The 21,042-nt window shown below is 71.4% G+C and carries 23 protein-coding genes and 1 pseudogene; 11 read left to right on the top strand and 13 right to left on the bottom strand.

What is annotated here, in order from left to right:
• Positions 1–6 precede the first annotated feature (6 nt).
• From ACQPXM_RS22305 to ACQPXM_RS22290, 4 genes and pseudogenes are all read left to right on the top strand, one after another.
• Positions 7–1,332 (top strand): annotated as a pseudogene (locus ACQPXM_RS22305) (ABC transporter transmembrane domain-containing protein); the annotation flags it as partial.
• Complete coding sequence (locus ACQPXM_RS22300; protein ID WP_432936108.1) at positions 1,260–1,853, top strand: ATP-binding cassette domain-containing protein; 594 nt, start codon at positions 1,260–1,262, stop codon at positions 1,851–1,853. The pseudogene ACQPXM_RS22305 and the gene ACQPXM_RS22300, both read left to right, overlap by 73 nt.
• A complete protein-coding gene (locus tag ACQPXM_RS22295) occupies positions 1,850–3,634 on the top strand; it encodes an ABC transporter ATP-binding protein (protein ID WP_432936106.1) in 1,785 nt (594 codons plus the stop codon). Before ACQPXM_RS22300 ends, ACQPXM_RS22295 begins: the two co-directional genes overlap by 4 nt.
• 10 nt (positions 3,635–3,644) lie before the next feature.
• Positions 3,645–4,223 (top strand): SecDF P1 head subdomain-containing protein, encoded by a 579-nt coding sequence (locus tag ACQPXM_RS22290; protein WP_432936104.1) that lies wholly within the window; start codon positions 3,645–3,647, stop codon positions 4,221–4,223.
• Positions 4,224–4,263: 40 nt separating this feature from the next.
• Here ACQPXM_RS22290 and ACQPXM_RS22285 read toward each other — a convergent pair whose 3' ends face one another.
• The 3 genes from ACQPXM_RS22285 to ACQPXM_RS22275 all read right to left on the bottom strand — a co-directional run bounded on the left by ACQPXM_RS22285 (position 4,264) and on the right by ACQPXM_RS22275 (position 5,978).
• Positions 4,264–4,968 (bottom strand): GAF and ANTAR domain-containing protein, encoded by a 705-nt coding sequence (locus ACQPXM_RS22285; RefSeq protein WP_432936102.1) that lies wholly within the window; start codon positions 4,966–4,968, stop codon positions 4,264–4,266.
• 216 nt (positions 4,969–5,184) lie between these two features.
• On the bottom strand, positions 5,185–5,667 hold the full coding sequence (locus ACQPXM_RS22280; protein WP_432936098.1) for a hypothetical protein: 483 nt from the start codon (positions 5,665–5,667) through the stop codon (positions 5,185–5,187).
• Positions 5,664–5,978 carry an STAS domain-containing protein gene (locus ACQPXM_RS22275; protein ID WP_432936096.1) on the bottom strand — a complete coding sequence of 105 codons (315 nt, stop codon included), beginning with the start codon at positions 5,976–5,978 and terminating at the stop codon, positions 5,664–5,666. Before ACQPXM_RS22275 ends, ACQPXM_RS22280 begins: the two co-directional genes overlap by 4 nt.
• Before the next feature lie 145 nt (positions 5,979–6,123).
• On the opposite strand from ACQPXM_RS22275, the gene ACQPXM_RS22270 reads away from it, so the two are divergent.
• The 3 genes from ACQPXM_RS22270 to ACQPXM_RS22260 are packed head-to-tail and all read left to right on the top strand — an operon-like array spanning position 6,124 to position 8,767.
• Complete coding sequence (locus ACQPXM_RS22270; protein ID WP_432936093.1) at positions 6,124–6,825, top strand: response regulator; 702 nt, start codon at positions 6,124–6,126, stop codon at positions 6,823–6,825.
• Positions 6,822–8,183 carry an ATP-binding protein gene (locus tag ACQPXM_RS22265; protein ID WP_432936091.1) on the top strand — a complete coding sequence of 454 codons (1,362 nt, stop codon included), beginning with the start codon at positions 6,822–6,824 and terminating at the stop codon, positions 8,181–8,183. The genes ACQPXM_RS22270 and ACQPXM_RS22265 overlap by 4 nt, the downstream gene beginning before the upstream one ends.
• Positions 8,180–8,767 carry a GerMN domain-containing protein gene (locus ACQPXM_RS22260; RefSeq protein ID WP_432936088.1) on the top strand — a complete coding sequence of 196 codons (588 nt, stop codon included), beginning with the start codon at positions 8,180–8,182 and terminating at the stop codon, positions 8,765–8,767. Before ACQPXM_RS22265 ends, ACQPXM_RS22260 begins: the two co-directional genes overlap by 4 nt.
• Here the strand turns inward: ACQPXM_RS22260 and ACQPXM_RS22255 are convergent.
• Together ACQPXM_RS22255 and ACQPXM_RS22250 are read right to left on the bottom strand one after the other, a co-directional pair.
• Positions 8,743–10,152: an MFS transporter gene (locus ACQPXM_RS22255; RefSeq protein WP_432936085.1), complete on the bottom strand. Its 1,410-nt coding sequence runs from the start codon at positions 10,150–10,152 to the stop codon at positions 8,743–8,745. The two genes, ACQPXM_RS22260 and ACQPXM_RS22255, sit on opposite strands and share 25 nt — an antisense overlap.
• A 38-nt stretch (positions 10,153–10,190) precedes the next feature.
• Complete coding sequence (locus tag ACQPXM_RS22250; protein ID WP_432936082.1) at positions 10,191–11,555, bottom strand: 2-isopropylmalate synthase; 1,365 nt, start codon at positions 11,553–11,555, stop codon at positions 10,191–10,193.
• A gap of 172 nt (positions 11,556–11,727) precedes the next feature.
• Between ACQPXM_RS22250 and ACQPXM_RS22245 the strand changes: the two genes are divergently transcribed.
• Positions 11,728–12,402 carry a FadR/GntR family transcriptional regulator gene (locus tag ACQPXM_RS22245; protein WP_432936079.1) on the top strand — a complete coding sequence of 225 codons (675 nt, stop codon included), beginning with the start codon at positions 11,728–11,730 and terminating at the stop codon, positions 12,400–12,402.
• 12 nt (positions 12,403–12,414) lie between these two features.
• Here the strand turns inward: ACQPXM_RS22245 and ACQPXM_RS22240 are convergent, their stop codons facing one another.
• From ACQPXM_RS22240 to ACQPXM_RS22225, 4 genes are all read right to left on the bottom strand, one after another.
• Positions 12,415–12,873: a nitroreductase family deazaflavin-dependent oxidoreductase gene (locus ACQPXM_RS22240; RefSeq protein ID WP_432936077.1), complete on the bottom strand. Its 459-nt coding sequence runs from the start codon at positions 12,871–12,873 to the stop codon at positions 12,415–12,417.
• 73 nt (positions 12,874–12,946) lie between these two features.
• Positions 12,947–13,636, bottom strand: coding sequence for an NADPH-dependent F420 reductase (locus ACQPXM_RS22235; RefSeq protein ID WP_432936074.1), 690 nt, complete (start codon positions 13,634–13,636; stop codon positions 12,947–12,949).
• Positions 13,633–14,685 carry an LLM class flavin-dependent oxidoreductase gene (locus ACQPXM_RS22230; RefSeq protein ID WP_432936071.1) on the bottom strand — a complete coding sequence of 351 codons (1,053 nt, stop codon included), beginning with the start codon at positions 14,683–14,685 and terminating at the stop codon, positions 13,633–13,635. The genes ACQPXM_RS22235 and ACQPXM_RS22230 overlap by 4 nt, the downstream gene beginning before the upstream one ends.
• Positions 14,686–14,725: 40 nt before the next feature.
• Positions 14,726–15,775 carry an LLM class flavin-dependent oxidoreductase gene (locus ACQPXM_RS22225; protein ID WP_432936069.1) on the bottom strand — a complete coding sequence of 350 codons (1,050 nt, stop codon included), beginning with the start codon at positions 15,773–15,775 and terminating at the stop codon, positions 14,726–14,728.
• Positions 15,776–16,001: 226 nt separating this feature from the next.
• Between ACQPXM_RS22225 and ACQPXM_RS22220 the strand changes: the two genes are divergently transcribed.
• The gene (locus ACQPXM_RS22220; RefSeq protein ID WP_432936067.1) at positions 16,002–16,826 is read left to right on the top strand and encodes an NADPH-dependent oxidoreductase; all 825 of its coding nucleotides are present in this window, start codon (positions 16,002–16,004) and stop codon (positions 16,824–16,826) included.
• A 44-nt stretch (positions 16,827–16,870) separates the two neighbouring features.
• Positions 16,871–17,155, top strand: coding sequence for a hypothetical protein (locus ACQPXM_RS22215; protein WP_432936065.1), 285 nt, complete (start codon positions 16,871–16,873; stop codon positions 17,153–17,155).
• Here ACQPXM_RS22215 and ACQPXM_RS22210 read toward each other — a convergent pair.
• The 4 genes from ACQPXM_RS22210 to ACQPXM_RS22195 form a co-directional block, all read right to left on the bottom strand.
• A complete protein-coding gene (locus ACQPXM_RS22210; RefSeq protein WP_432936063.1) occupies positions 17,152–18,366 on the bottom strand; it encodes a PP2C family protein-serine/threonine phosphatase in 1,215 nt (404 codons plus the stop codon). The genes ACQPXM_RS22215 and ACQPXM_RS22210 overlap by 4 nt on opposite strands.
• Positions 18,366–19,169 (bottom strand): alpha/beta fold hydrolase, encoded by an 804-nt coding sequence (locus ACQPXM_RS22205; protein WP_432936060.1) that lies wholly within the window; start codon positions 19,167–19,169, stop codon positions 18,366–18,368. The genes ACQPXM_RS22210 and ACQPXM_RS22205 overlap by 1 nt, the downstream gene beginning before the upstream one ends.
• 43 nt (positions 19,170–19,212) lie before the next feature.
• Complete coding sequence (locus ACQPXM_RS22200) at positions 19,213–19,530, bottom strand: hypothetical protein (RefSeq protein ID WP_432936057.1); 318 nt, start codon at positions 19,528–19,530, stop codon at positions 19,213–19,215.
• A gap of 143 nt (positions 19,531–19,673) precedes the next feature.
• Positions 19,674–20,417, bottom strand: a complete 744-nt coding sequence (locus ACQPXM_RS22195) for a GAF and ANTAR domain-containing protein (RefSeq protein ID WP_432936055.1) — start codon at positions 20,415–20,417, stop codon at positions 19,674–19,676.
• A 154-nt stretch (positions 20,418–20,571) separates the two neighbouring features.
• Here ACQPXM_RS22195 and ACQPXM_RS22190 point away from each other — a divergent pair, with 154 nt between their 5' ends.
• Entirely contained in the window at positions 20,572–21,033 is a 462-nt protein-coding gene (locus ACQPXM_RS22190) for an SRPBCC family protein (RefSeq protein ID WP_432936052.1), read from the top strand.
• Positions 21,034–21,042 lie beyond the last annotated feature (9 nt).

The following is a 21,042-nucleotide window of genomic DNA, read 5'->3' as shown; positions in this document are numbered from 1 at the left end:
CCCATCATGCTGGCCGCGGCCGGCCGATCCCAGCACCGGGGTGCGTGGCGTCGTCACCGGTGCTACTTTAGGAACATGTTCCGAAATTCGACAGGAGTGGTCGGGCTGGGCGATCTGCTGCAGCCCGTACGACGACAGCTGGGCCTGGCGGTCGCGCTGCAGGCCACCGCGGCGGTGGTCGCGGTCGTGCCCTTCGCCGCGGTCGCCGAGTTGGCTCGGGTCCTGCTGGCCGACGGTTCGGTCGATCAGGATCGGGCTTGGCAGGTGGCCGGAATCGCGGCGGGCGCTTTGGTCGTGTGGCTGGTGCTGAGCGGCGTGGCGAGTGCACTGGCTCACGACGCGGACCTGGACTTCCAGCTGTCGGTCCGCCGGCGACTGGTCCGGCACCTCGGCCGCGTACCGCTCGGGTGGTTCACCGATCGCGGTGCCGGTGCCATCGGCAAGGCCGTCCAGCACGACGTCGACACCATGCACCATCTCGTCGCGCACGCCGCGCTGAGTCTGACGTCGAGTGTGATCACGCCGGTGGTGACGCTGGTCTACCTGTTCACGGTGGACTGGCGGATGGCGCTGATCCTGCTGATCCCGATCGCGATCGGTGTCGCGGTGTTCGTCCGGCTGGCGATGACGATGGAGTCGCAGACGGCCGCCTTCGACGAGGCGCAGCAGCGGATCGCCGGCCGGGTGGTCGAGTTCGTCGAAGGGATCGCGGTGGTGAAGCTGTTCGGCCAGGCCCGGCGGGCGCATGCGCAGTACGGGCAGGCGGCGGACGACTTCGCGCGGTTCTTCCTCGCTTGGGTGTCGAAGGGCTACCGGGCGTCGGCGGTGTCGGAGCTGCTGCTGAGTCCGGCGACGGTGCTGCTCGCCGTACTGGTCGGTGGGACGGCGATGGTGACGTCGGGGCGGCTCGACGCGACCGAATTGCTGCCGTTCGCGCTTCTCGGCTTGGGGCTGGCGTCGCCGTTGCAGGCGTTGCACTACTACAGCCACGACGCGGAGAAGGCGTCGGCGGCGGCCAAGCGCGTCGGGTCGTTGCTTGCGGCACCCGAGTTGGAGGTGGCGCGGGATCCGCGGCGTCCGGTGGGCGCCCGGGTCGAGCTGGCCGCCGTGGAATACGGGTACGACGCCGGGCGGCCGGTGCTGAACGGGATCGACCTGGTGCTCGAACCGGGCACGGTGACGGCACTGGTCGGGGCGTCGGGATCGGGCAAGACGACGCTGGCGAAGTTGTTGCCGCGGTTCTTCGACCCGGTGTCGGGGTGGGTGGCGATCGGTGGGGTGGACGTGCGGGAGATCGCGCCCGCGGAGCTGTATCGCCTGGTGTCGTTCGTGCTGCAGGACGTTCAGCTGCTGGACGCGAGTGTGCGGGACAACATCCGGCTGGCGAGGCCGACGACGAGACGGTCCGGCGTGCGGCGCGGGCCGCGGCGATCGACGAGCGGATCCGAGCCCTCCCACTGGGGTACGACGCGGTGGTGGGGCGGGACGTCCGTTTGTCCGGGGGTGAGGCACAGCGGGTGTCGATCGCCCGCGCGATCCTGGCCGATACGCCGATCGTGGTGCTGGACGAGGCGACGGCGCACGCCGACGCGGAGTCGGAGGCGTTGATCCAGGACGCGCTGTCGGAGCTCGCGTCCGGGCGGACGGTGCTGGTGGTGGCGCACCGGCTGGCGTCGGTGGTGGGTGCCGATCGGATCGTGGTGCTGGACGAAGGGCGGATCGTGGAACAGGGCCGGCACGAGGAGCTGCTCGCCGCCGGTGGTCGCTACGCACAGCTGTGGGAATTGCAGGAGGGTGCCTCGGAGGTTCAGGTGGGCACGGCTGCCGCGGTCGGATCGGGGGAGGCGCGATGATTCGGCGGTTGTTCAGGGCCCTCGGGCCGCGGTACGACCGGACGTTGCGGCGGTTGCTCGCGCTGCTCGTGGTCGCGGCGGTGCTGCAAGGTGCGGCGTTCGTCGTTCTGGTGCCCGCGTTGCGGGAGTTGCTCGGCGACGAGCCGGGACGGGCCTGGCCGTGGGTGATCGGGCTCGCGGCGCTGTGGATCGGGTACGCGGTGGTCAGCCCGTTGGCAACGCTCGCCGGGTTCCGGACCGGCGCGGGGCTGAGTCGCGACCTGCATCACCGGATCGGCGACAAGGTCGCGCAGCTGCCGCTGGCCTGGTTCACGGCCGATCGGGTCGGCAGGCTCGGGCGGCTCGCCTCGCAGCGAATCCTCGACGTGATGGGAGTGCCCGCGCACCTGCTGCGGCAGCTGGTCGACGCCACGGTCGTGCCGGCGGTCGTCGTACTGGCGATGGCCTGGTTCGACTGGCGGTTGTCCGCCGCGATGGCGGTCGCGGGGGTTGTGGTGGCCGTGGTCTATCGCGTGACGAGTCGTGCGCTGGAGGCCGCCGACCAGGAGGCGGACCGGATCCACGCGGACGCCGCCGGACGGATCGTGGAGTTCGCCCGGGCTCAGCCGGTCCTGCGCGCCTTCGGGCGAACCGTCGACGGGCACGCCGCGCTCGACGACGCGCTCGCGGCTCAGCATCGCGCGGGCCGCCGGATGCTGCGCGCCGGCCTGTCGGGGGTCGTCGGGCTCGGCTTCGTGGCGCAGGCGTCGTTCGTCGCGATCCTTGCGCTGGGCACCTATCTGGTGCTCGGCGGGTCGCTGGCGGCGGCGGAGCTGGTCGCCCTTCTGGTGCTCGCGGCCCGGTTCGTCGAGCCGGTGATCCTGACCGCTGAGCTGGGCGGTGCCCTCCGGGTCGCGGGCAACGCGTTGCAGGAGATCAACAGTTTGCTGGCGACCGAGACCCTGGACGAGCCCGAGCGTTCCGCGCGGCCGAACGGCTCGTCGGTCGAGCTGCAGGACGTGCACTTCTCGTACGGCGAGTCGCCGGTGCTGACCGGACTCTCGATGCAGGTCCCGGCGGGGCGGTTGACCGCGCTGGTCGGGGCCTCGGGCGCGGGCAAGACGACCGTGGTGAAGCTGATCGCGCGATTCTTCGATCCCGCGGCCGGTGCGGTGCGGGTCGGCGGTGTCGACGTCCGCGAACTGCGCACCGAGGACCTGACCGCGCTGATCGCGGTCGTCTTCCAGGACGTCTACCTGTTCGAGGGCAGCGTTCTCGACAACATCCGGGTCGGCCGGCCCGAAGCGACCGACGAGCAGGTGTACGCCGCCGCGCGGACCGCGCGGGTCGACGAGATCGTGCAGCGGCTGCCCGGCGGGTGGCACGCACCGGTCGGTGAAGCGGGCGGCCGGCTGTCCGGCGGCGAGCGGCAGCGCATCTCGATCGCCCGGGCGCTGCTGAAGGACACCCCGATCGTGCTGTTCGACGAGGCGACCGCCGCGCTCGACGCGGAGAACGAGCACGCCCTGCACGAGGCGATGACGGCGCTGGCGCGCGATCGGACCGTGCTGGTGATCGCCCATCGCCTGCACACGCTCCAGGCGGCCGACCACATCGTCGTACTGGACGGTGGGCAGTGTGTGGAGCAAGGCCGGCACGAGGATCTGCTCGCGCGCGACGGTCGCTACGCGCACTACTGGCGGGAACGCCGCCGCGCCAGAGGCTGGCGGCTGCAGACGCCCGACGGCCCGGAACCCATGCGACACAAGGGTTTCAGGGCAGGAGACCTCGTGCCCGAATAGACTCCCGGGCATGGCTCAGCAGACTCCGTACCCGCCACCGCCGTACGGTCCGTCGCGGCAGAAGCGTGGTCCGCTGATCGTGGTCGGCGCGCTCGTCCTGGTGCTGGTCGTTCTGCTCGGAATGCTCGTGCTGCTGGTGCTTCGCGCCGACGACGGGTCATCGGACAGCGCTCCGGCGTCGGCGCCGAAGGCGGTGGAGTTCCGCCGGGTGGTGAAGGTGGCGCCCGGTGAATGCGCGTCGCCGGCGAGTGGCCCGGGCGGCGTCGTCTGCGGCGCGGACGGCACGGGCTACACACTCGGCGCAGTGGAGCTGGACGGAAGCCGTGTGTCCGAGGTGACGGCGCGCGACTCGAACGGGTCCTGGGTGGTCGCGCTCGAGCTGGACGACGAGGGCGGCAGGTTGTTCGGGCAGCTCACCGCCGAGCTGGCCAAGCAGTCGCCGCCGGCCAATCAGCTCGCGATCGTGGTCGACGGCCGGGTCGTCAGCGCGCCGACGGTGATGTCGGCGATCACCGGTGGTGAGGTCGAGATCAGTTCCGGCTTCACCCAGCAGGAGGCGGAGAAGCTGGCCGCGGACATCAGCGGGTGAGCTGGGCGCGGCCCGTGAGCGGGTGCGCCGGGCTCGCGTGTCAGCGGGGCAGTTTGCGGGTGTCGATGAGTTGCTGGGCGACGTCGCGCAGCTTGGTGTTGGTGTCCTGCGAGTAGCGCTTGAGGATCGCGAACGCGCGGTCGCTGTCGACGTCGAAGCGCTCCATCAGGATGCCCATCGCCATCCCGACCAGCTTGCGGGCGTCGACGGCCTCGGCCATCGTCTGCTCGTGCCGGGCGGTGGCGACCGCGACGGTCGCGTGCCGGGCCAGGATCCGGGCGATCGCCTCGTCGTCGACGCCGAACGCGTCCACGTCGGGGCTGTACAGGCCGAGCACGCCGACGGTCCGTGACCCGCCGTCGCCGAGCATGAGCGGCACGTCGAGCACGCTCCGCACGCCGAGACCGGCGACCTTCTCGGCCCACTCCGGCCAGCGGCCGTCGGTGCCGGTGTCGCGGATCAGCACCGAGCTCCGCTCGCGCATGGAGGTGATCAGCGGCCCGTTGTCGGCGTCGATCTGCAGGTTGTACACGTCGGCGACCACCGGATCGGTCACCGCGGCGATCTCGGTGCGGTGGCCGCGGGTGGACAGCGCGAGACCGGCGTACGTGCAGTTCAGCGCCTGGAGGGCGAACTGCACCACGGCGTCGACGGTCTCCTCGACTCCCGAGGCGTCGTGCAACTCCACCGCCAGTCGCGCGAAGGCGTCGGCGGCAGCGCTGTCTACAGGGTCGAGCGTCGCCACAAGGATCTCCCAGCTCCGATGATGACCACCCCGGGGATCGGAGCGGCCGACGAGTTCATTTTGCCTCACCAGCCCCAACCCAACCCCCGATGGTGGGGGTCACGCTGGGTAGGTGTCGCGTGGCACGATCAGGTCGGCCACCGCGGCGAGGTCGTCGGCGACGATATCGGGCCGGGGGCCCAGCGACCATCGACCACGTCCGCGCGCAAGCGCCGGCTAGGGGTTCTTGAGCAGGCCCGCCGCGAAGTGCAGCGCGGTCAGGGTGTTGTGGAGCGTGGCGGGGTCGGGGTCGGGCGTGACGGCGAAGTCGGCGTACAGGCACAGGACAACGCTGCCCTCGGTGGTGCGGCCGGCGACCGCCGCTGAGCCGTGGTCGCCGTCGAGCAGGAGCCAGCCGAGTCGGTCGAGCTCGTCGAGCGTGGCTGGGCCGGGGGAGTTGGTGCCGGGTGGCAGCGCGAGCAGGCCGGTGCCGGTGAGTTCGTCGAGGTACGCCGTGGCGGCGTCGAGCTCGACGACGGCGAGGTCGACGTAGTCGACTCCAGGGCGAGGGGCGTCGCCGGAGGCGCAGGCGATCGCGACGCCGTGTGGCAGATACGTCGTGCCCGGTACGGGCTGCGAGTACGGCGTACCGGGGCGGCGCAGGGAGTGGCGCGTGGGGGAGACCGGCAGGGCGCGGCGGTGGGTGTAGCGGTGGCTCACGCGGCGGTCTCGACCTCGAAGACCCGGTCGAGGCCGGTCCGGCGCAGGATGTCGGCGGCGCGACGGTTCGCGTGCCGGATGACGACTCCGCCGCCGCGCCGGCGGCACATCCGGTGGGTGTCGAGCAGGGCCGAGAGCAGGGTCGAGGACAGCTGGTCCAGGTCGGAGACGTCGATCACCACCAGGCACGCGCCGTCCATCACCAGGTCGTTCAGGTGCCAGCGCAGTTCGGTCAGCCCACCGGCGATCTCCTGCTGGCTGATCGTCACGATCGCCTTCCGGGGCGGTGGCTTGTGAACGGTGTGCGTCATCGCGAACGACCTTCCCCGGCGGCACTGACAGGATCGTTCCACTGTCGCGGCCGCACTTTGAGAACGGTCGAGCGCCTTCTTTACGATCAGATGACGAGAACGGGCCCGGTCGTCAGTGACCGCCGATCGTTGCGAGGATGGTCCGATGGCGTTGCAGGTCCTGGTCGTCGAGGACGACGACCGCATTCGCACGGTCCTGCGGCTGGCGCTGGAGGACGAGGGACACCAGGTCACGGAGGCCGCCGACACGCCCACTGCCCTGGCGCGGGTGCGCGCCGCGATGCCCGACCTGGTGCTGGTCGACCTGATGCTCGGCGAGGTCGACGGCTTCACCTGCATCCGGGAGATCCGCCGGCTCAGCGACATCCCGATCGTGATCGTCAGCGCCCGGTCCGACACCCACGACATCGTGGCCGGGCTGGAAGCCGGGGCCGACGACTACGTCACGAAACCCTTCCAGATCAAGGAACTCACCGCCCGGCTTCGCGCGTTGCGGCGCCGGCTGCGAACCAGCGCCGAGGCGACCGAGCCGGACATCGTCCTGGACTCCGATCCGTCCCGCCGCCTGGTGCTGTCCCGGTCGCGCGGTTCGGTCCTGCTCCAGGGCGCTGACGTGAACCTGACCGTCACCGAGTACCGGCTGCTCGCGGAGCTGGCCCGACCACCGGGCCGGGTGCTGAGCCGGCCGGCGTTGCTGTCGTCGGTCTGGGAGCACGGCTTCTACGGCGACGAGCGGATCGTCGACGTGCACATCCGGCGGTTGCGCACCAAGATCGAACGCGATCCGGGCCGCCCGCTGCTGGTGGTCACCGTGCGGGGGATGGGCTACCGGCTGGACCCGCGGTGACCCGGCGGATCGGTGCGCTCGGCCTGCGGCACCGGATCGTGATCGGCTTCGCGCTGGTGGCTCTGCTCGTCTCCGCCGTGTTCGCCGTCAGCACCTACGCGCTGGCCCGTGGATATCTGCTCGACCAGCGCGAACGCGTCGTCCAGCACCAGGCGCTCGCCGATGCCGGGTTCGTGCAGCGACGGCTCGAGACCGCGGGCGCCGACGTCTCCGCCGTACTGACAGCAGCCGGTACGCCGGCCGGCCACACCGTGGTGCTGAAATGGCAGGACCAGTGGTACGCCTCGGCGCTGGACCAGGGCCGGGACGCGGTTCCCGCGACCTTGCGGGCCGAGACCGCCGAGGGACGGGCCGCGGTCCAGCGGGTGCGCACTGCCGACGGGCCGGTGATCGTGGTCGGCGTACCGCTGCCGGCGGTCGGTGGTGAGTTCTACGAGATCGCACCGCTGGACGAGCTCGACGCGATCCTGCGGTTGCTCAGCACGATCCTGATCGGCGGCGCGGCGCTGGCCGCGGCGGCCGGTGCGGCCCTCGGGGCCTGGGCCAGCCGCTCGGTGGTGACGCCGCTGAACCGGGTCGCCGTCGCCGCCGCGACGATCGCCGGCGGTGAGCTGGACACTCGCCTGCCGCCGACACAGGATCCGGAACTCGCCACGATTGTTGCCTCGTTCAACAGTATGGTGCAGACCCTGCAGCAGCGGATCGAGCGGGACGCCCGGCTGGCGGCCGATGTGAGCCACGAGTTGCGGTCGCCGCTGACGACCTTGGTGGGCAGCGTCGACCTGCTGACCGCGCGCCGGGACGAGCTGCCGCCGAGATCTCAGCAGCTGCTGGACCTGATCTCGGCGGATCTGGACCGGTTCCGGCGGCTGCTGGACGACCTGCTCGAGCTGGCGCGCTCCGACGCCGGGCTCGATCTGAGCCCCGAGGCGCGGGTCGACGTCGGCGAGTTGCTGCGGCACGTGCTGCACGAGGTGGGCGATCCGGCCCTGGTCTCCGGCGTCGAGGACTTGGAGGTGCTCGGCGACAAGGCGCGGTTGAGCCGGCTGTTCCGCAACCTCTTCGAGAACGCCGAACGGCACGGTGGTGGCTTGACCGCGGTCCTGGTCAGCCGGTCCGGGGACGACGTGCTGGTGGAGGTGGACGACGCGGGCAGCGGGATCCCGCCGGAGGAACGCGAGCGGGTGTTCGAGCGGTTCGCGACCGGGCCGACGCGCCGCGGGTCCTCGTCGGGCACCGGGCTCGGGCTGGCACTGGTCGCGGAGACCGCGGCGGCGCATGGTGGTGCCGTGTGGTGCACGTCGTCGCCCGCGGGTGGCGCGCGGTTCGTCGTACGGTTGCCGGAGGCGAAGCGATGAGGAGGCTGTGGGCGCTGACCCTGGTCGTCGTGCTGCTGCTCGTGGGCTGTGGAGTGCCGGTGCAGGAGTCGCCGGTGCAGATCCAGCCAGACGCGTTGCCGTCGCGGTTGCGGGAGACGGCGCTGCCGCGCGACGTCGCGCCGACGACGCCCGGCCCGGGGCAGGTGAGCGTCGTGGTGCACTTCGTCAGGGACGACCGGCTGGTGCGCTTGGTCCGCGAGTTGCCGAGCGGTCCGGTCCAGGACCGGCTGACGGCGACCGTCGCCGCGCTGGTGACCGGACCCACCGATCGGGAGCGGGCCGCCGGGATCTCCTCGGCGCTGCCGACGGGCCTGCAACTGACCGTCGTCGCGCTCGAGGGTGACCGGGCGGTGATCGAGCTGTCCGGCGAGACCGACGGGAGCTCGGCGGCGGAGAACGTACTCGCGGTCGGGCAGATCGTGCTGTCGGCGACCGCGGTGCCGACGGTCAGGGAGGTGACCTTCGAGCGCGAGGGTCTCCCGGTCGACGCCCTGCTCGCGGACGGCTCCCTGACCAACAGACCGCTGACCGCCGCCGACTACGCCGCACTGGCCGCGGGCTGATCCCCAGTCCGGCGGAGGAACGCGACAGCGACGAGTACGGCGGCGAGCAGCAGCACCGCGCACAAGGTCAGGCCTCGGGCGTACCCGGTGTTGAGGGTCTCCGACGTGAGCGTGTCTCCGGTGTGCCGCTGCGCCGCGGTGCCGAGGGCGGCCAGGCCGAGCGAAGCGCCGAGCTGGCGGGAGCTGTTGAGCAGACCGGACGCCGTACCGGTTTCGTGCGGCTCGACGTCTGTGGTCGCGGTCGCGACGAGCGGCCCCAGGCAGAGACCGAAGCCGACGCTGGCGAGGATCGACGGACCGAGTACGTCGGTCACGAACGCGCCGTCGGGGCTGATCAGCCCGAACCAGGCGAACCCGCTCGCGGTCAGCAGCGCGCCGCCGATCAGGAGGTTCCGCGGCGCGAAGCGGTAGCCGAGCTTGACCGCGAGCACCGACCCGGCGACGACGCCGAGCGCGAACGGCAGGAACATCACGCCGGTCAGCGCCGGCCCGATGTCGAGCACGCGCTGCAGGTACAGCGACATGAAGTAGAACGCCGACGCCATCGCCGCACCGACCAGCAGGTTGAACGCGTTCGCGCCGGAGACGGACCGGTTGGCGAACAGGCCGAGCCGGACCAGCGGTTCCCGGCGCGTGGTGCGCTCGACGAGGACAAAAGCCGCGAGCAGGACGACGGCGACCGCCAGCGTGATCGCGGTCGTCGGCGAAGCCCACCCGTGCCGGTCGGTGCGGACGACACCGAACACGAGCATGGTCATCCCGACCGTCGCGAGGACGCCGCCGAGCACGTCCGGGCGGCCCCGTCGTACGGCGGGCAGGTCGGAGGCGACACCCCGCCAGGCCAGCGCGAACGCGACGGCGGCCATCGGGACGTTCACGAACATCACCCACCGCCAGCTCGCGTACTGCGTCAGCACGCCCCCGATCAGGACGCCGAGCGCGCCGCCGGCCGCGTTCATCGCACTCCAGACGCCGAAGGCCCGGACTCTCGCCCGGCCGCCGGGGAAAGTGGTGGCCAGCAGGGAGAGCGCGGCCGGGGCCAAGGCGGCGGCCCCGATTCCCTGCGCGGCGCGGGCGGCGACCAGGTGGCCGGGTTCCTGGGCGAAGCCGCCCGCGAGCGAGGCGAGGCCGAACAGCGCGAGGCCGGCGAGCAGCATCCGCTTGCGGCCGTAGCGGTCGCCGGCCTTGCCGCCGAGCAGCAGCAGACCGCCGAAGGTGAGGGCGTAGGCGTGGATCACCCAGGTGACGCCGGTCGCGCTGAACCCGAGCCCGGCGGCGAGCTGCGGAAGTCCGACGTTCACGACCGACAGATCGAGCGACACCATGAACTGGACGACGGCGACGACCGTGAGGGTCAGGCCGCTTCGATGGTAGTTTCGGAACATGTTCCGAAACTACCATCAGCGCGCTCGGCTGTCAGTCGTCAGAGGGCGTACACCTGGTGGTAGAGCGCGTGGAGCTCGGCCGGAGTGGCTTCCCGGCCGGTGCTGTCGGTGTGTTGCTGCACGTGGCGAGCGAAGTCGGCTTCCTGCTCGGGCGTCAGCGTCAGGCCGTACTCGGTCTGCAGCAGATAGCCGATGCCGCCCTTGCCCGACTGGCTGTTGACCCGGATCACGGCGTCGTAGGTACGCCCGAGATCCGCCGGGTCGATCGGCAGGTAGGGCACGTCCCACGGATGCTCCCGCTCCGGTACGCCGGCCGCCTGCGCGCGGCGGCTGTGCTCGGCCAGCCCTTTGCGGATCGCGTCCTGGTGCGTCCCGGAGAAGGCGGTGTGCACCAGGTCGCCGACGTACGGGTGCCGGGCCGGGACCGGCAGCCGCGTGCAGTACTCGACGGTCCGCCGGATGTGGTCGATGTCGGAGAAGTCGATCATCGGGTCGACGCCTTGGGTGTAGAGGTTCAGTGCGAGGGTGGCCAGATCGACGTTGCCGGTGCGTTCGCCGTTGCCGAACACGCAGCCCTCCACGCGTTGGGCGCCGGCCAGGACCGCGAGTTCCGCGCAGGCGATTCCGGTGCCGCGGTCGTTGTGCGGGTGAACCGAGAGGATGACGCTGTCGCGGCGGTCGAGCGATTTTTCCATGTACTCGATCTGGTCGGCGTAGATGTTCGGTGTCGCGACCTCGACCGTGGCGGGCAGGTTGAGCACGACCGGACGGTCCGGGGACGCGTCCCAACGGGTGGTCAGCCGGTTGCACAGGTCCAGGACGAAGTCGGGTTCGGTGAGGTTGAAGACCTCCGGCGAGAACTGGAAGCGGAGGTTCTCGCGATCCCGCGTGAGGCGCAGGATGTCGTCCGCGGCGTCCAGGACGAGTGCGGTCAGGTCGTCCCGGCTCCGGCGCAGGACGACGTCGCGCCACAGCGGCGCGGTCGCGGCGTACAGGTGCACGACGACCGGCGTACGGATGTCGCGGACGGACTCGATCGTGCGCTCGATCAGCGCCCGCCGGGCCGGGGTGAACACCACGACCGTGACGTCGTCGGGTACGTCGGTGAGTTGGCGGACGAAGTCGAAGTCGGTCTGCGAGGCGGACGGGTAGCCGACCTCGATCTCCTTGTAGCCGATGGTGACGAGCAGGTCGAAGAAGCGGCGCTTGCGGGCCGGGTCCATCGGTTCGGCCAGGGCCTGGTTGCCGTCGCGCAGGTCGACCGGGACCCACAGCGGGGCGGTGGTCGTCCGGCGGTCGGGCCAGTCCCGGGCAATTGGGGCCACCGGCACACGGTCGAAGACCGGGCGGTAGCGGTGGTTCGGCATCGGCGAGGGCTGCTGGCGATTCCAGCGGTGGTCCATGAAGGTGTCCTTGCGGGAGAGCACGGGGACCGGCGCACACCAGCACTCCACGGAGGGGCGCCGGTCGAATCAGCTCCCGCCGTGGCGGCTGAGAAGAAGGCGGCTCCAGGACACGGACCGACCCTAACCCGGGGCCAGCTCCTCAGACAAGCTGAGGAGCTAGAGTGGTGCGATGATCCGCCGTCACCCTCTGGCCGAGCAGGCCGCCGACGAGATCCTGCGCCGGATCGGCGCCGGCGAGTGGCCGGTGGGCCAGAAGCTGCCCGGCGAGACGACGCTGGCGGCTCAGCTCGGCGTCGGCCGGTCGACGGTGCGGGAGGCGGTCCGCGAGCTGGCCGGGCGGCGGGTGCTGGAGAGCCGGCAGGGCGCGGGAGTGTTCGTGGTCGGGGCGCAGCCGGTCGAGGACTGGGACCGGGTGCTGCGCCGGGCCGCGATCACCGACGTACTGGAAGGGCGGCTGGCGATCGAGACCGAGGCGGCCCGGCTGGCGGCGGCTCGGCGAACGGCGACCGACCTGCGCGCGTTGAAGCGGACGCTGACGCAGCGGGCGCGGGCCGCCGCGGAGTCGCCGGACGACGAGTACGTCGAGGCCGATCTCGCGTTCCACCGGGCCGTGATCACCGCCGCGCACAATCTCGTGCTGGCCGAACTGTTCGACAGCTTCGTGCCCCGGATCCGCCGGGCGATGCTGGACATGCTGAAGCTGGACGCCGGGCACGCGCGGCACCGGGGTGACCAGGCCGAGCATGCGGCGATCGTGGACGCCATCCGCGCGCAGGACCCCGAGCTGGCCGCGGGCCGGAGCCGGTCCCACCTGGCCGGCGTCCGCGACGACCTGCCCGGCTGACGGATCCGGCGATCATCGCCGGGTGAGGCGAATGACCGGGTACTCGCGCTCGGACTTGCTCTGGTACTTGCCCAACCGGGGCTGTGCCGCGACGATCCGCTGCCAGGCTTCGTCGCGCTCGGCCTTGCCCAGCCGCTGAGCCGTCACCGATACGGCGTCCTGCCCCGGGAACTCGACGGAGACCTTGTCGGGGTGCGCGGTCAGGTTCGCGTGCCAGTCCGGGTGCTGGCTGCCCCCGCCGGAGGCGACCACGAGCCAGGAGTCACCGTCCGGGAACCAGGCCAGCGGCGTCGCCCGCGGTTCCCCGCTGCGCCGGCCGACCGTGTTGAGGACCAAGACGTCCATGCCCATCAGCTGTGCCTTGCCGCCGCGGATCTTCTTGCTCATCCGCGCGGCCGTCGTGCGCTGCATCCAGCGCGAGAACGGGCCCGGCGTTCCGGGCTTGCGCTTGGCCTGCTGTGTGTTCGTCATGGCTTCACGCTAGGAGCCGGACACCGCCCGGTGCTTCTCGATTCCTGATCACCTTGCGCGGGATCCGCCGCCGTCAGGCTTGACGGGCGGCGGCCACCTGCCTGCCGAGCTCGGTGCCGGGGAAGCGGTCGAGCATCGCCCGGAGGTCGTCGGCCCCGACGTTGGCGCCGAAGGCCTCGGCGCCGGGCTGGAGCCGGACGCCGTCGGCGAGCCGGTCGAGCACGACCGGGTCGAAGCCGAGGTCGTCGACGAACTCGTTGACCACGGCAACGTCGTCCGGGCGGTCACCGGCGACGGCGATCGCCTTGCGGCCCGGCGTACCGGTGGGGCGGGGTTCTTCGTCGAGGTCGTGGTAGCCCATGTGGTTGAACGCCTTGACCACCCGCGCGCCGTCCAGGAACCGCTGGACGATCTCGCTGGACGACGTCCGCGGGTCGGTCAGGTCGTCGCGCTGCCCGTCGATCTCCCACCAGTAGTTCATCGCGTCGACGACCAGCTTGCCGCGCAGCTGCTCGGCCGGGATCGTCCGGTACTTGCCGAGCGGCAGCGCCAGGACGACCAGGTCGGCCCGCGCCGCCGCCTCGGCGGCGGTGGTGGCGACGGCGCCGGGCACCAGGATCTCGACGGTGAGCGCGATCTTGGCCGGGTCACCCGAGCCGGCGATCAGCACTTTGTAGCCGGCGGCAACGGCCAGCCGGCCGAGCACGGTACCGACCTTGCCGGCGCCGAGGATCCCGATCGTGTGGACGCCGGTGGCGCTCATGCCTGCTCCGCCGGCGACAGCTCGGCCAGCCGCTCGCGCACCTGCGGGATCACCTTGCCGCCGAACAGCTCGACCGCCCGCATCCGGGCGCCGATCGGCTGCGTGCCACTGGTGTAGATCAGGTCGAACCGGCCGACACCCAGCGAACTGATCGCCCGCGCCATCTTGGCGGCGACGGTGTCCGGCGACCCGATGTAGAGCGAGCCGTGCTCGATCTCGGCCAGGTACTCCTCGGGACGGATCGGCGGCCAGCCGCGCTGCTGCCCGATCCGGTCGCGGATCACCTTGTAGTGCGGCCAGTAGACCTCACGCGCCTCGGCGTCGGTGTCGGCGACGAAACCGGGGGAGTGCATGCCGACCGGGTACGCCGTGGTGCCGAACTCCTGGGCGGCCCGCCGGTACAGCTCCAGGTACGGCGCGAACCGCTCGGGCTGACCGCCGATGATCGCGAGCATCAGCGGCAGGTTGTGGTGCGCGGTCCGGATCACCGACTGCGGCGAACCGCCGACGCCGATCCAGGTCTTCAGCCGGCCGGACTCGGTCTTGGGGTAGACGTCGGCGTTGTCGAGCGCCGCCCGCGTCGTACCGGTCCAGGTCACCGGCTTCTCGTCGAGCAGCTTGACGAACAAGTCCGCCTTCTCCTCGAACAACACGTCGTAGTCGGCCAGGTCGTAGCCGAACAGCGGGAACGACTCGGTGAACGAACCACGCCCGAGGATCACCTCGGCCCGGCCGTTCGACAGGGCGTCGACGGTGGCGAACCGCTGGAAGACGCGGACCGGGTCGTCCGAGCTGAGCACGGTGACGCCGGAGGCCAGCCGGATCCGGTTGGTCCTGGTCGCGATCCCGGCCAGCACGGTCTCCGGGGAGGAGACCGAGTACTCCGGGCGGTGGTGCTCGCCGAGGGCGATCACGTCGACGCCGAGCTCGTCGGCCACGACGGCCTCCTCGACGACCTGGCGGATCGCCACGGCGTGCGAGACCAACTGGCCGTTGTCGTCCTGGGGGACGTCGCCGAAGGTGTCGAGTCCGAACTCGATTGCTGTCACGGCTGCTGCGCTCCTTGTTCTGGGGTGGTGCGGAAGTGGTTCAGGCGGCGGTGGGTTGCTCGGCGATCAGTTCGCGCACCCGCGGCGCGACCTCGCGGCCGAGCAGCTCGACGGTGCGGGCCCGGGCTTCCCGGGGGAGGAACATCACGTCGTACTTGAGGTCGAACCGGCTCAGGTGCAGGTCGCGAACCATCGTGGCGATCTTCTGTGCGACCGTCTCCGGGGAGCCGACGAACAGCGCGCCGTGGTCGATCTCGGCCAGGTAGCGGTCCTTGGTCGGTGCGTAGAAGCCGCGCTCGCGGGCGAGGTTCTCGACCACCGGCTGCCAGTAGCGCCACCAGGTCTGCTGGGCTTCGGCGTCGGTCTCGGCGATCAGGCCGAGCGAGTGCTGGCCGATCGGGAGCCGGGGCGTGCCGAGGTCGTCGAGGGCTCGTTCGTAGAGCGCGACGTTGCCGGCGAAACGCTGGGGGCGGCCACCGATGATCGCCATCATCAGCGGCAGGCCGTAGCGGGCGGCGCGCAGCACAGAGTTCGGCGTACCGCCGACGCCGATCCAGGTCGGGATGCCGCCGGGGCGCATCCGGGGGTGCAGGGTCTGGCCGGTCAGCGGTGCCCGGACCGTGCCGGACCAGGTCACCTCCTCCTCGCGCTGCAGCCGGACGAACAGCTCCAGTTTCTCCTCGAAGAGCCGTTCGTAGTCGGCCAGGTCGTAACCGAACAGCGGGAACGACTCGGTCGCCGAGGCCCGGCCGAGCACGATCTGGGCCCGGCCGCCGGAGACCGCGTCGAGGGTGGAGAACTCGTGGTACAGCCGGACCGGGTCGTTGGTGCTGAGCACGGTCACCGACGTCCCGAGCGCGATCCGCTCGGTCGCCGAGGCGATCGCGGCCAGCAGGACCGGGGTCGCGGAGTCGTTGTGGCCGGTCCGGTAGTGCTCGCCGAGGTTGAAGGCGTCCAGCCCGACCGACTCGGCCAGCTTCGCCTCCTCGACCAGCAGCCGCACGGTCTCGGCGTCGCTCATGATCCGGCCATCGTCCGTGGCCACCTCGCCGAAGGAGTCGAGACCCAACTCGAAACCGCTCGTCGTCACCGCTGTCACCTCGTTCAGGTCGCTTCCTCTTCGGGTTGACGTGTCAATCATAGTCTGGAGTTGACGCGTCAACCAGGAGGTTCGAGAGTCGTAACGCGGTGTCCCGGCGAATTCTTCCCAGCGCCGAGCATTCCGGCCTGTGGGCATCGTCCGGGCCCCCCGGGCGAGCGTCCTTACGCTGACTTCCGATGGACCCGGCTTTCGACGCTTCGGTGAGGACCTGCAGATGACGCTTTCGCCCGGCACCTCCTATCAGCTGCGGTACGGCGGCGAGGCGACGATCGAGCCGCCGGCGGTGTGGAACGAGGTGCTCGCGCAGCAGCTGGCTCACCGGTCGGTGCGGAGCTACCGTCCGGACCCGGTCTCCGACGAGACGCTGACCGCATTGGTGGCCGCGGCGCAGTCGGCGCCCACCTCCGGGAACCTCCAGCTGTGGAGCGTCGTCGCCGTACGGGACCAGGCAAGGCGTGCGCGGCTGGCCGAGCTCGCCGGGGAGCAGGACTTCATCGCGCAGGCGCCGTTGCTGCTCGTGTGGCTCGCCGACCTGGCGCGGGCCCGCCAGGTGACCGAGCGAATCGGGCAGGCGTCGCCGGAGGGCGCGGACTTCGTCGAGGCCGCGCTGCTCGGGTTCGTGGACGTCGCGCTCGCGGCACAGAACGCGGCGCTGGCGGCCGAGTCGCTCGGGCTCGGCACGGTGTTCGTCGGCGCCATCCGCAACCGGCCGCTCGAGGTGGCCGCGGAGCTCGACCTGCCGGCGCACGTCTTCCCGGTGTTCGGGCTGACCGTCGGCCGTCCCGACCGGTACGACGAAACGACGGTCAAGCCGAGGCTTCCGCAGCAGGCGGTTCTGCACCACGAGCAGTACGCGCTCGAACCGCAGGCGGCGCACGTCGAGGCCTACGAGCACCTGCTCAACCGCTACTACGCCGCCGCGGGACTGCCGCAAAGCTGGGTACGCCGGGTGGCGGCTCGTTTCGGCAGCGTCACCGGCCTCAACGGCCGCGAGCACCTGCGCGAGGCGCTCCGGGTGAGGGGCTTCCAGCTTCGGTGAGGCCCGCGGCGTGACAGAGCGGTCCGCTGGCGCGTTGTGGAGTCATGAAGACTCACGGGGACAGTGTTGAGGAGGTTCGGCCGGACACGGTCGATCCGGGGTTGGCGGCGGCGACGCTGAGCGTCTACGCCCACCGCCACGAGGTGATCCATTTGTTGTACTCGGCAACCGATGAGGCCGACGCCCTGCGCCGGGTGGCCGAGATCCTGCGGCTGGAGGAGCCGATCGTGTCCAGGGTGCTGGACCAGCCGTTGCGCTGGATGACGGCCCCTGCGCGCGAGGCACTGGAGGTGGCGGCCGCGCGTGGAGTGAAGGTTCCCGTGGATTAGCCGCAGGCCCGGAGCGCGAGCAACGCGGTGTCGTCGGCGAGCGGGACACCCAAGCTGGTCAGGACCTCGGACAGGGCCTCGACCAGCTCGCTCGCGGGCGCGCCGGCGTGCTGGAGGGCGAGGGTGCGCAGGGCCTGCTCGCCGTAGAACTCGTCCTCGTCGACGCGGGCATCGGTGAGGCCGTCGGTGTACAGCAGGAGAGTGTCACCGGGCCGGAGCACGAGCTGGGTCGGTGGGAACTCGCCGGACGGCAGGATGCCGAGCAGGGTTCCGGCGGAGGTGGAGACGAAGTCGGCGGTGCCTTCGGCCCGGATCAGCAGCGGCGGCGGGTGGCCGCCGGAGGCGAACGCGACGGCGACCTGACCGGTCGCCGGGTCGGGCCGGAGCGTTCCGAAGACGGCGGTGCAGTAGCGCGGATCGCCGGTGGCGTACCGCTCGTTGAGTACGGCGTTCAGCGTGGCGAGAGCCGATCCCGGGTCGTGCAGCGCGGCCGCGCGCAGGGTGTAGCGGGCGAGCGAGGTGACCGCGGCGGCTTCGGGGCCCTTGCCGCAGACGTCACCGAGGAAAAATCCCCAGCGTTGCCGATCGACGGCGAACACGTCGTAGAAGTCTCCGCCGAGCTGGATCGACGACGCGGTGTGGTAATAAGCCGCGGTCTCCACCCCCGGTACGTCGGGGAGCCGGTCCGGCAGCAGAGCCTGCTGGAGCACCGACAGGGCGTCCTGGAGCTGCGCCCGATCCGCGTCGGCCCGGCGATGGGCCGCCTCGGCGTCACGCTGAGCGACTTCGGCCAGCTGCCGGGCCTGCTCGGCGTACTGGCGGCCGCGCAGCAGCTCCTCCTCGTACGCGCGCCGGATCTGGGCGTCGAAGACCGTCGACCGGATCAGGACCGGCTCGCCGGCCTCGTCGTACTTGACCACCGACGAGACCAGCACCGGGATCCGCCCGCCGTCGTCGCGCTTGAGCTCGAGCGCGATGCCGCTGACCGCGCCCTGCATCCGCAACGACGGCGCCAGGTGCGTCTCGTAGTACAGCCGGCCGCCGATCGTCAGCAGGTCGGTGAACCGCAGCTGCCCGACCACTGCGTCCCGCCGCAGCCCGAGCCAGCCGAGCAGGGTCGCGTTGATCTTGACGATCGTGCCGTCCATCGCCGTGGACAGGTGTCCGCTCGGCGCGGTCTCGTAGACCTCTTCGGTGCTGTCGCCGGACATCACCGCAGGCCGGCGAGGAAGTCGGTGATCGCCTGGTTGGTCGCGGCCGGCGCGGACAGGTGCGGGCAGTGGCCGATCGCGTCGAGGGTGACCAGCGTCGAGCCCTCGATCGCGGCGTGCGTGTAGGCCCCGACCGCACGCGGCGCGATCGCGTCCTCACGCGACTCCAGGATCAGCGTCGGCACCGTCACCGAGGCCAGGTCGGCGCGCGCGTCGGACAGGAACGTGGTCCGCGCGAAGACCCGGGCCATCAGCGGGTCGGTCGCGCAGAAGCTCGCGGTCAGCTCCTCGGCGAGCTCGGGCCGGTCCGGGGTGCCCATGATCACCGGCGCCATCGCGGAGGACCAGCCGAGGTAGTTGGACTCCAGCGACGCCAGCAGTTCGTCGATGTCGGCCCGGTCGAAGCCACCCCGGTAGTCGCCGTCGTTGAGGTAACACGGCGAGGGCGCGACCATCACCAGCGCGCCGATCCGTTCCGGCGCCCGGCGGGCCGCCAGTACGCCGATCATCGCGCTCACCGAGTGCCCGACGAACACCGCGTCGTGCAGGTCGAGCGCGGCGCACACCTCGACGACGTCGTCGGCGTACCCGTCCAGGCTGGAGTACCGCTGCTCGTGGAAGGCCGCCGGGTCGGACCGGCCGGCGCCGACGTAGTCGAACAGGACGACGCGGTGCTCGCCGGCCAGGGCCGGGACGGTCGATCGCCACATGTTCTGGTCGCAGCCGAAGCCGTGGGCGAGCACGACCGCGCGGCCGTCCGGTGTGCCGGTGGTGGTGACGTTGTTGCGGCGCAGGATGTCCACTCCGCCATCTTCGCAGCCCGGCCGGCCCGCGCTCAGGTGCGACTCAACGGCGATCGGTCCGCCAGGGGCGCCGGTCGTGCAGCGGGCCGGGACAGGGCTCCTCGCTGGCGGCGTCGGCGAGGTCGTAGGCGACCAGTGGGCAGCGGGTGCAGTAGAGCAAGCCGTCGTCGGGGTCGACCAGCAGGTCGTGGTTGCCGGTGGAGAACGGCACCGGGCACGCCGTGTGCTCGATCTCGCGACGGTCGTCGAAGTGGGCGTCGCAGCGGATGCAGACCGGTCCGGCGGAGAATCGGCCCTCCGAGGTCACCCGGTGCAGATCGATCACCTGGTGGCCGTTGATCTCGGCGTACGGGTCCGTCACGGGCGTCGTCCTCCGGGCTGGTCTGCGCTCGACCTCCTAGGTGCCCAGAGCAAGGTTGCGTTACGCATCGGGTATCGAAGTCTTCATCACAGTGCGACCGGGCCCTGGTCGGCGGCGGTCGGGGGCTGCGGGCGGTGCGGAGGTCACTGGGGCAGCTTACGGGTGTCGATCAGTTGCTGGGCGACGTCCCTCAGCTTGGTGTTGGTGTGCTGGGAGTAGCGCTTGAGGATCTCGAACGCGCGCGCCTCGTCCAGCCCGAAGCGTTCCATCAGGATGCCCATCGCCTGCCCGACCAGCTTGCGGGCGTCGACCGCCGCCGTCATCGACTCGCCGTCACGCGCCGAGGCCACCGCCACCGAGGCGTGCCGGGCCAGGATGTGCGCGATCGCCTCGTCGTCGGCGTCGAACGCGTGCGGTTGCCCGTTGTACAGGCTCAGCACGCCGAGCGTCCGGTCGCCGGACCACATCGGGACGTGCAGCACCGAGCCCACGCCGTACGACGTGAGGCGGTCGCGCCAGGCCGGCCAGCGGGTCTCGGCCGCGACGTCGTCGACGTGCACGGTGGTTCCCCCGGTGAGCGCGACGATCAGCGGGCCCTCGCCCGTGTCGAGTTGCTCGGTGTAGATCTTGGTCACGACCGGGTCGGTGACCGCGCCGATCTCCCAGCCGCCGGGCGCGGACAGCACCACGCCGGCGTACGTGCAGGCCTCGGCCTGGAGAGCGAACCGGACGACGGCGTCGACCGTCTCGTCGAGGCCGTCGGCGTCGTGCAACTCGATCGCCAGCCGGGCGAACACGTCGGCCACGACGGGCTCGGGGCCCTCGTGCTCCAGCGCCTGCTGCAACTGCTGCTTCTCAACCGCCGGGGCCGAGCCCTGCTCCGTCATGAGCATATGATGCCTGGCCGTTCCCGCCGTTGCACATAACTCCCGGATGATGACTTGCCGGCGGTTCGGCCGACGGCCGTCGCGGGCTGTTTCCGCCGGTCGGCCGCGGGTACCCGGGCGTCGTACGGGTGCTCCCGAGACAAGGACGGATCCGATGGGTGACTACGAGGCCTCGACCGTGGTGGACGTCGCGCCGAACGTGCTGTTCGACTACCTGTCCGACGTCGAGCGGCTGCCGGAGTACCTGCCGCAGATGACCGAGGCACACCGCCTGGACGCGCCGTCGAGGCAGTCGCAGGGCGCGGAGGCCCGCCGGCCCGGCGAGCCCGTGCACGAGCGGGTCGAGGTCGCCGCCGTGGTCGACCAGCACGAGGAACGCAGCGAGGCGACGCTCGACATCGTCGAGGAGGACCGGAAGATCCGCTGGTCCGCTCCGGGGCCGAACGACTACCACGGGGAGCTCGAGGTCGGCTTCGTCGCCGACGGCACCGCGCAGCTGACGGTCCGGCTGCACACCGAGCACGCCGAGGGCCCGTCCATCGACGAGGCCCTGCAGCGGACCCTGAGTGGTATCAAGGCGACCGTCGAGCAGCCGGAGCGGCAACCCCGCGAGTAGCCTCCGTGC

It is taken from the genome of Kribbella sp. CA-253562 (assembly GCF_050942265.1).
Classification (GTDB): Bacteria; Actinomycetota; Actinomycetes; order Propionibacteriales; family Kribbellaceae; genus Kribbella.
The sequence above is the reverse complement of the archived record's forward strand: the minus strand, read 5'-3'. Positions and strand labels throughout refer to the sequence as shown.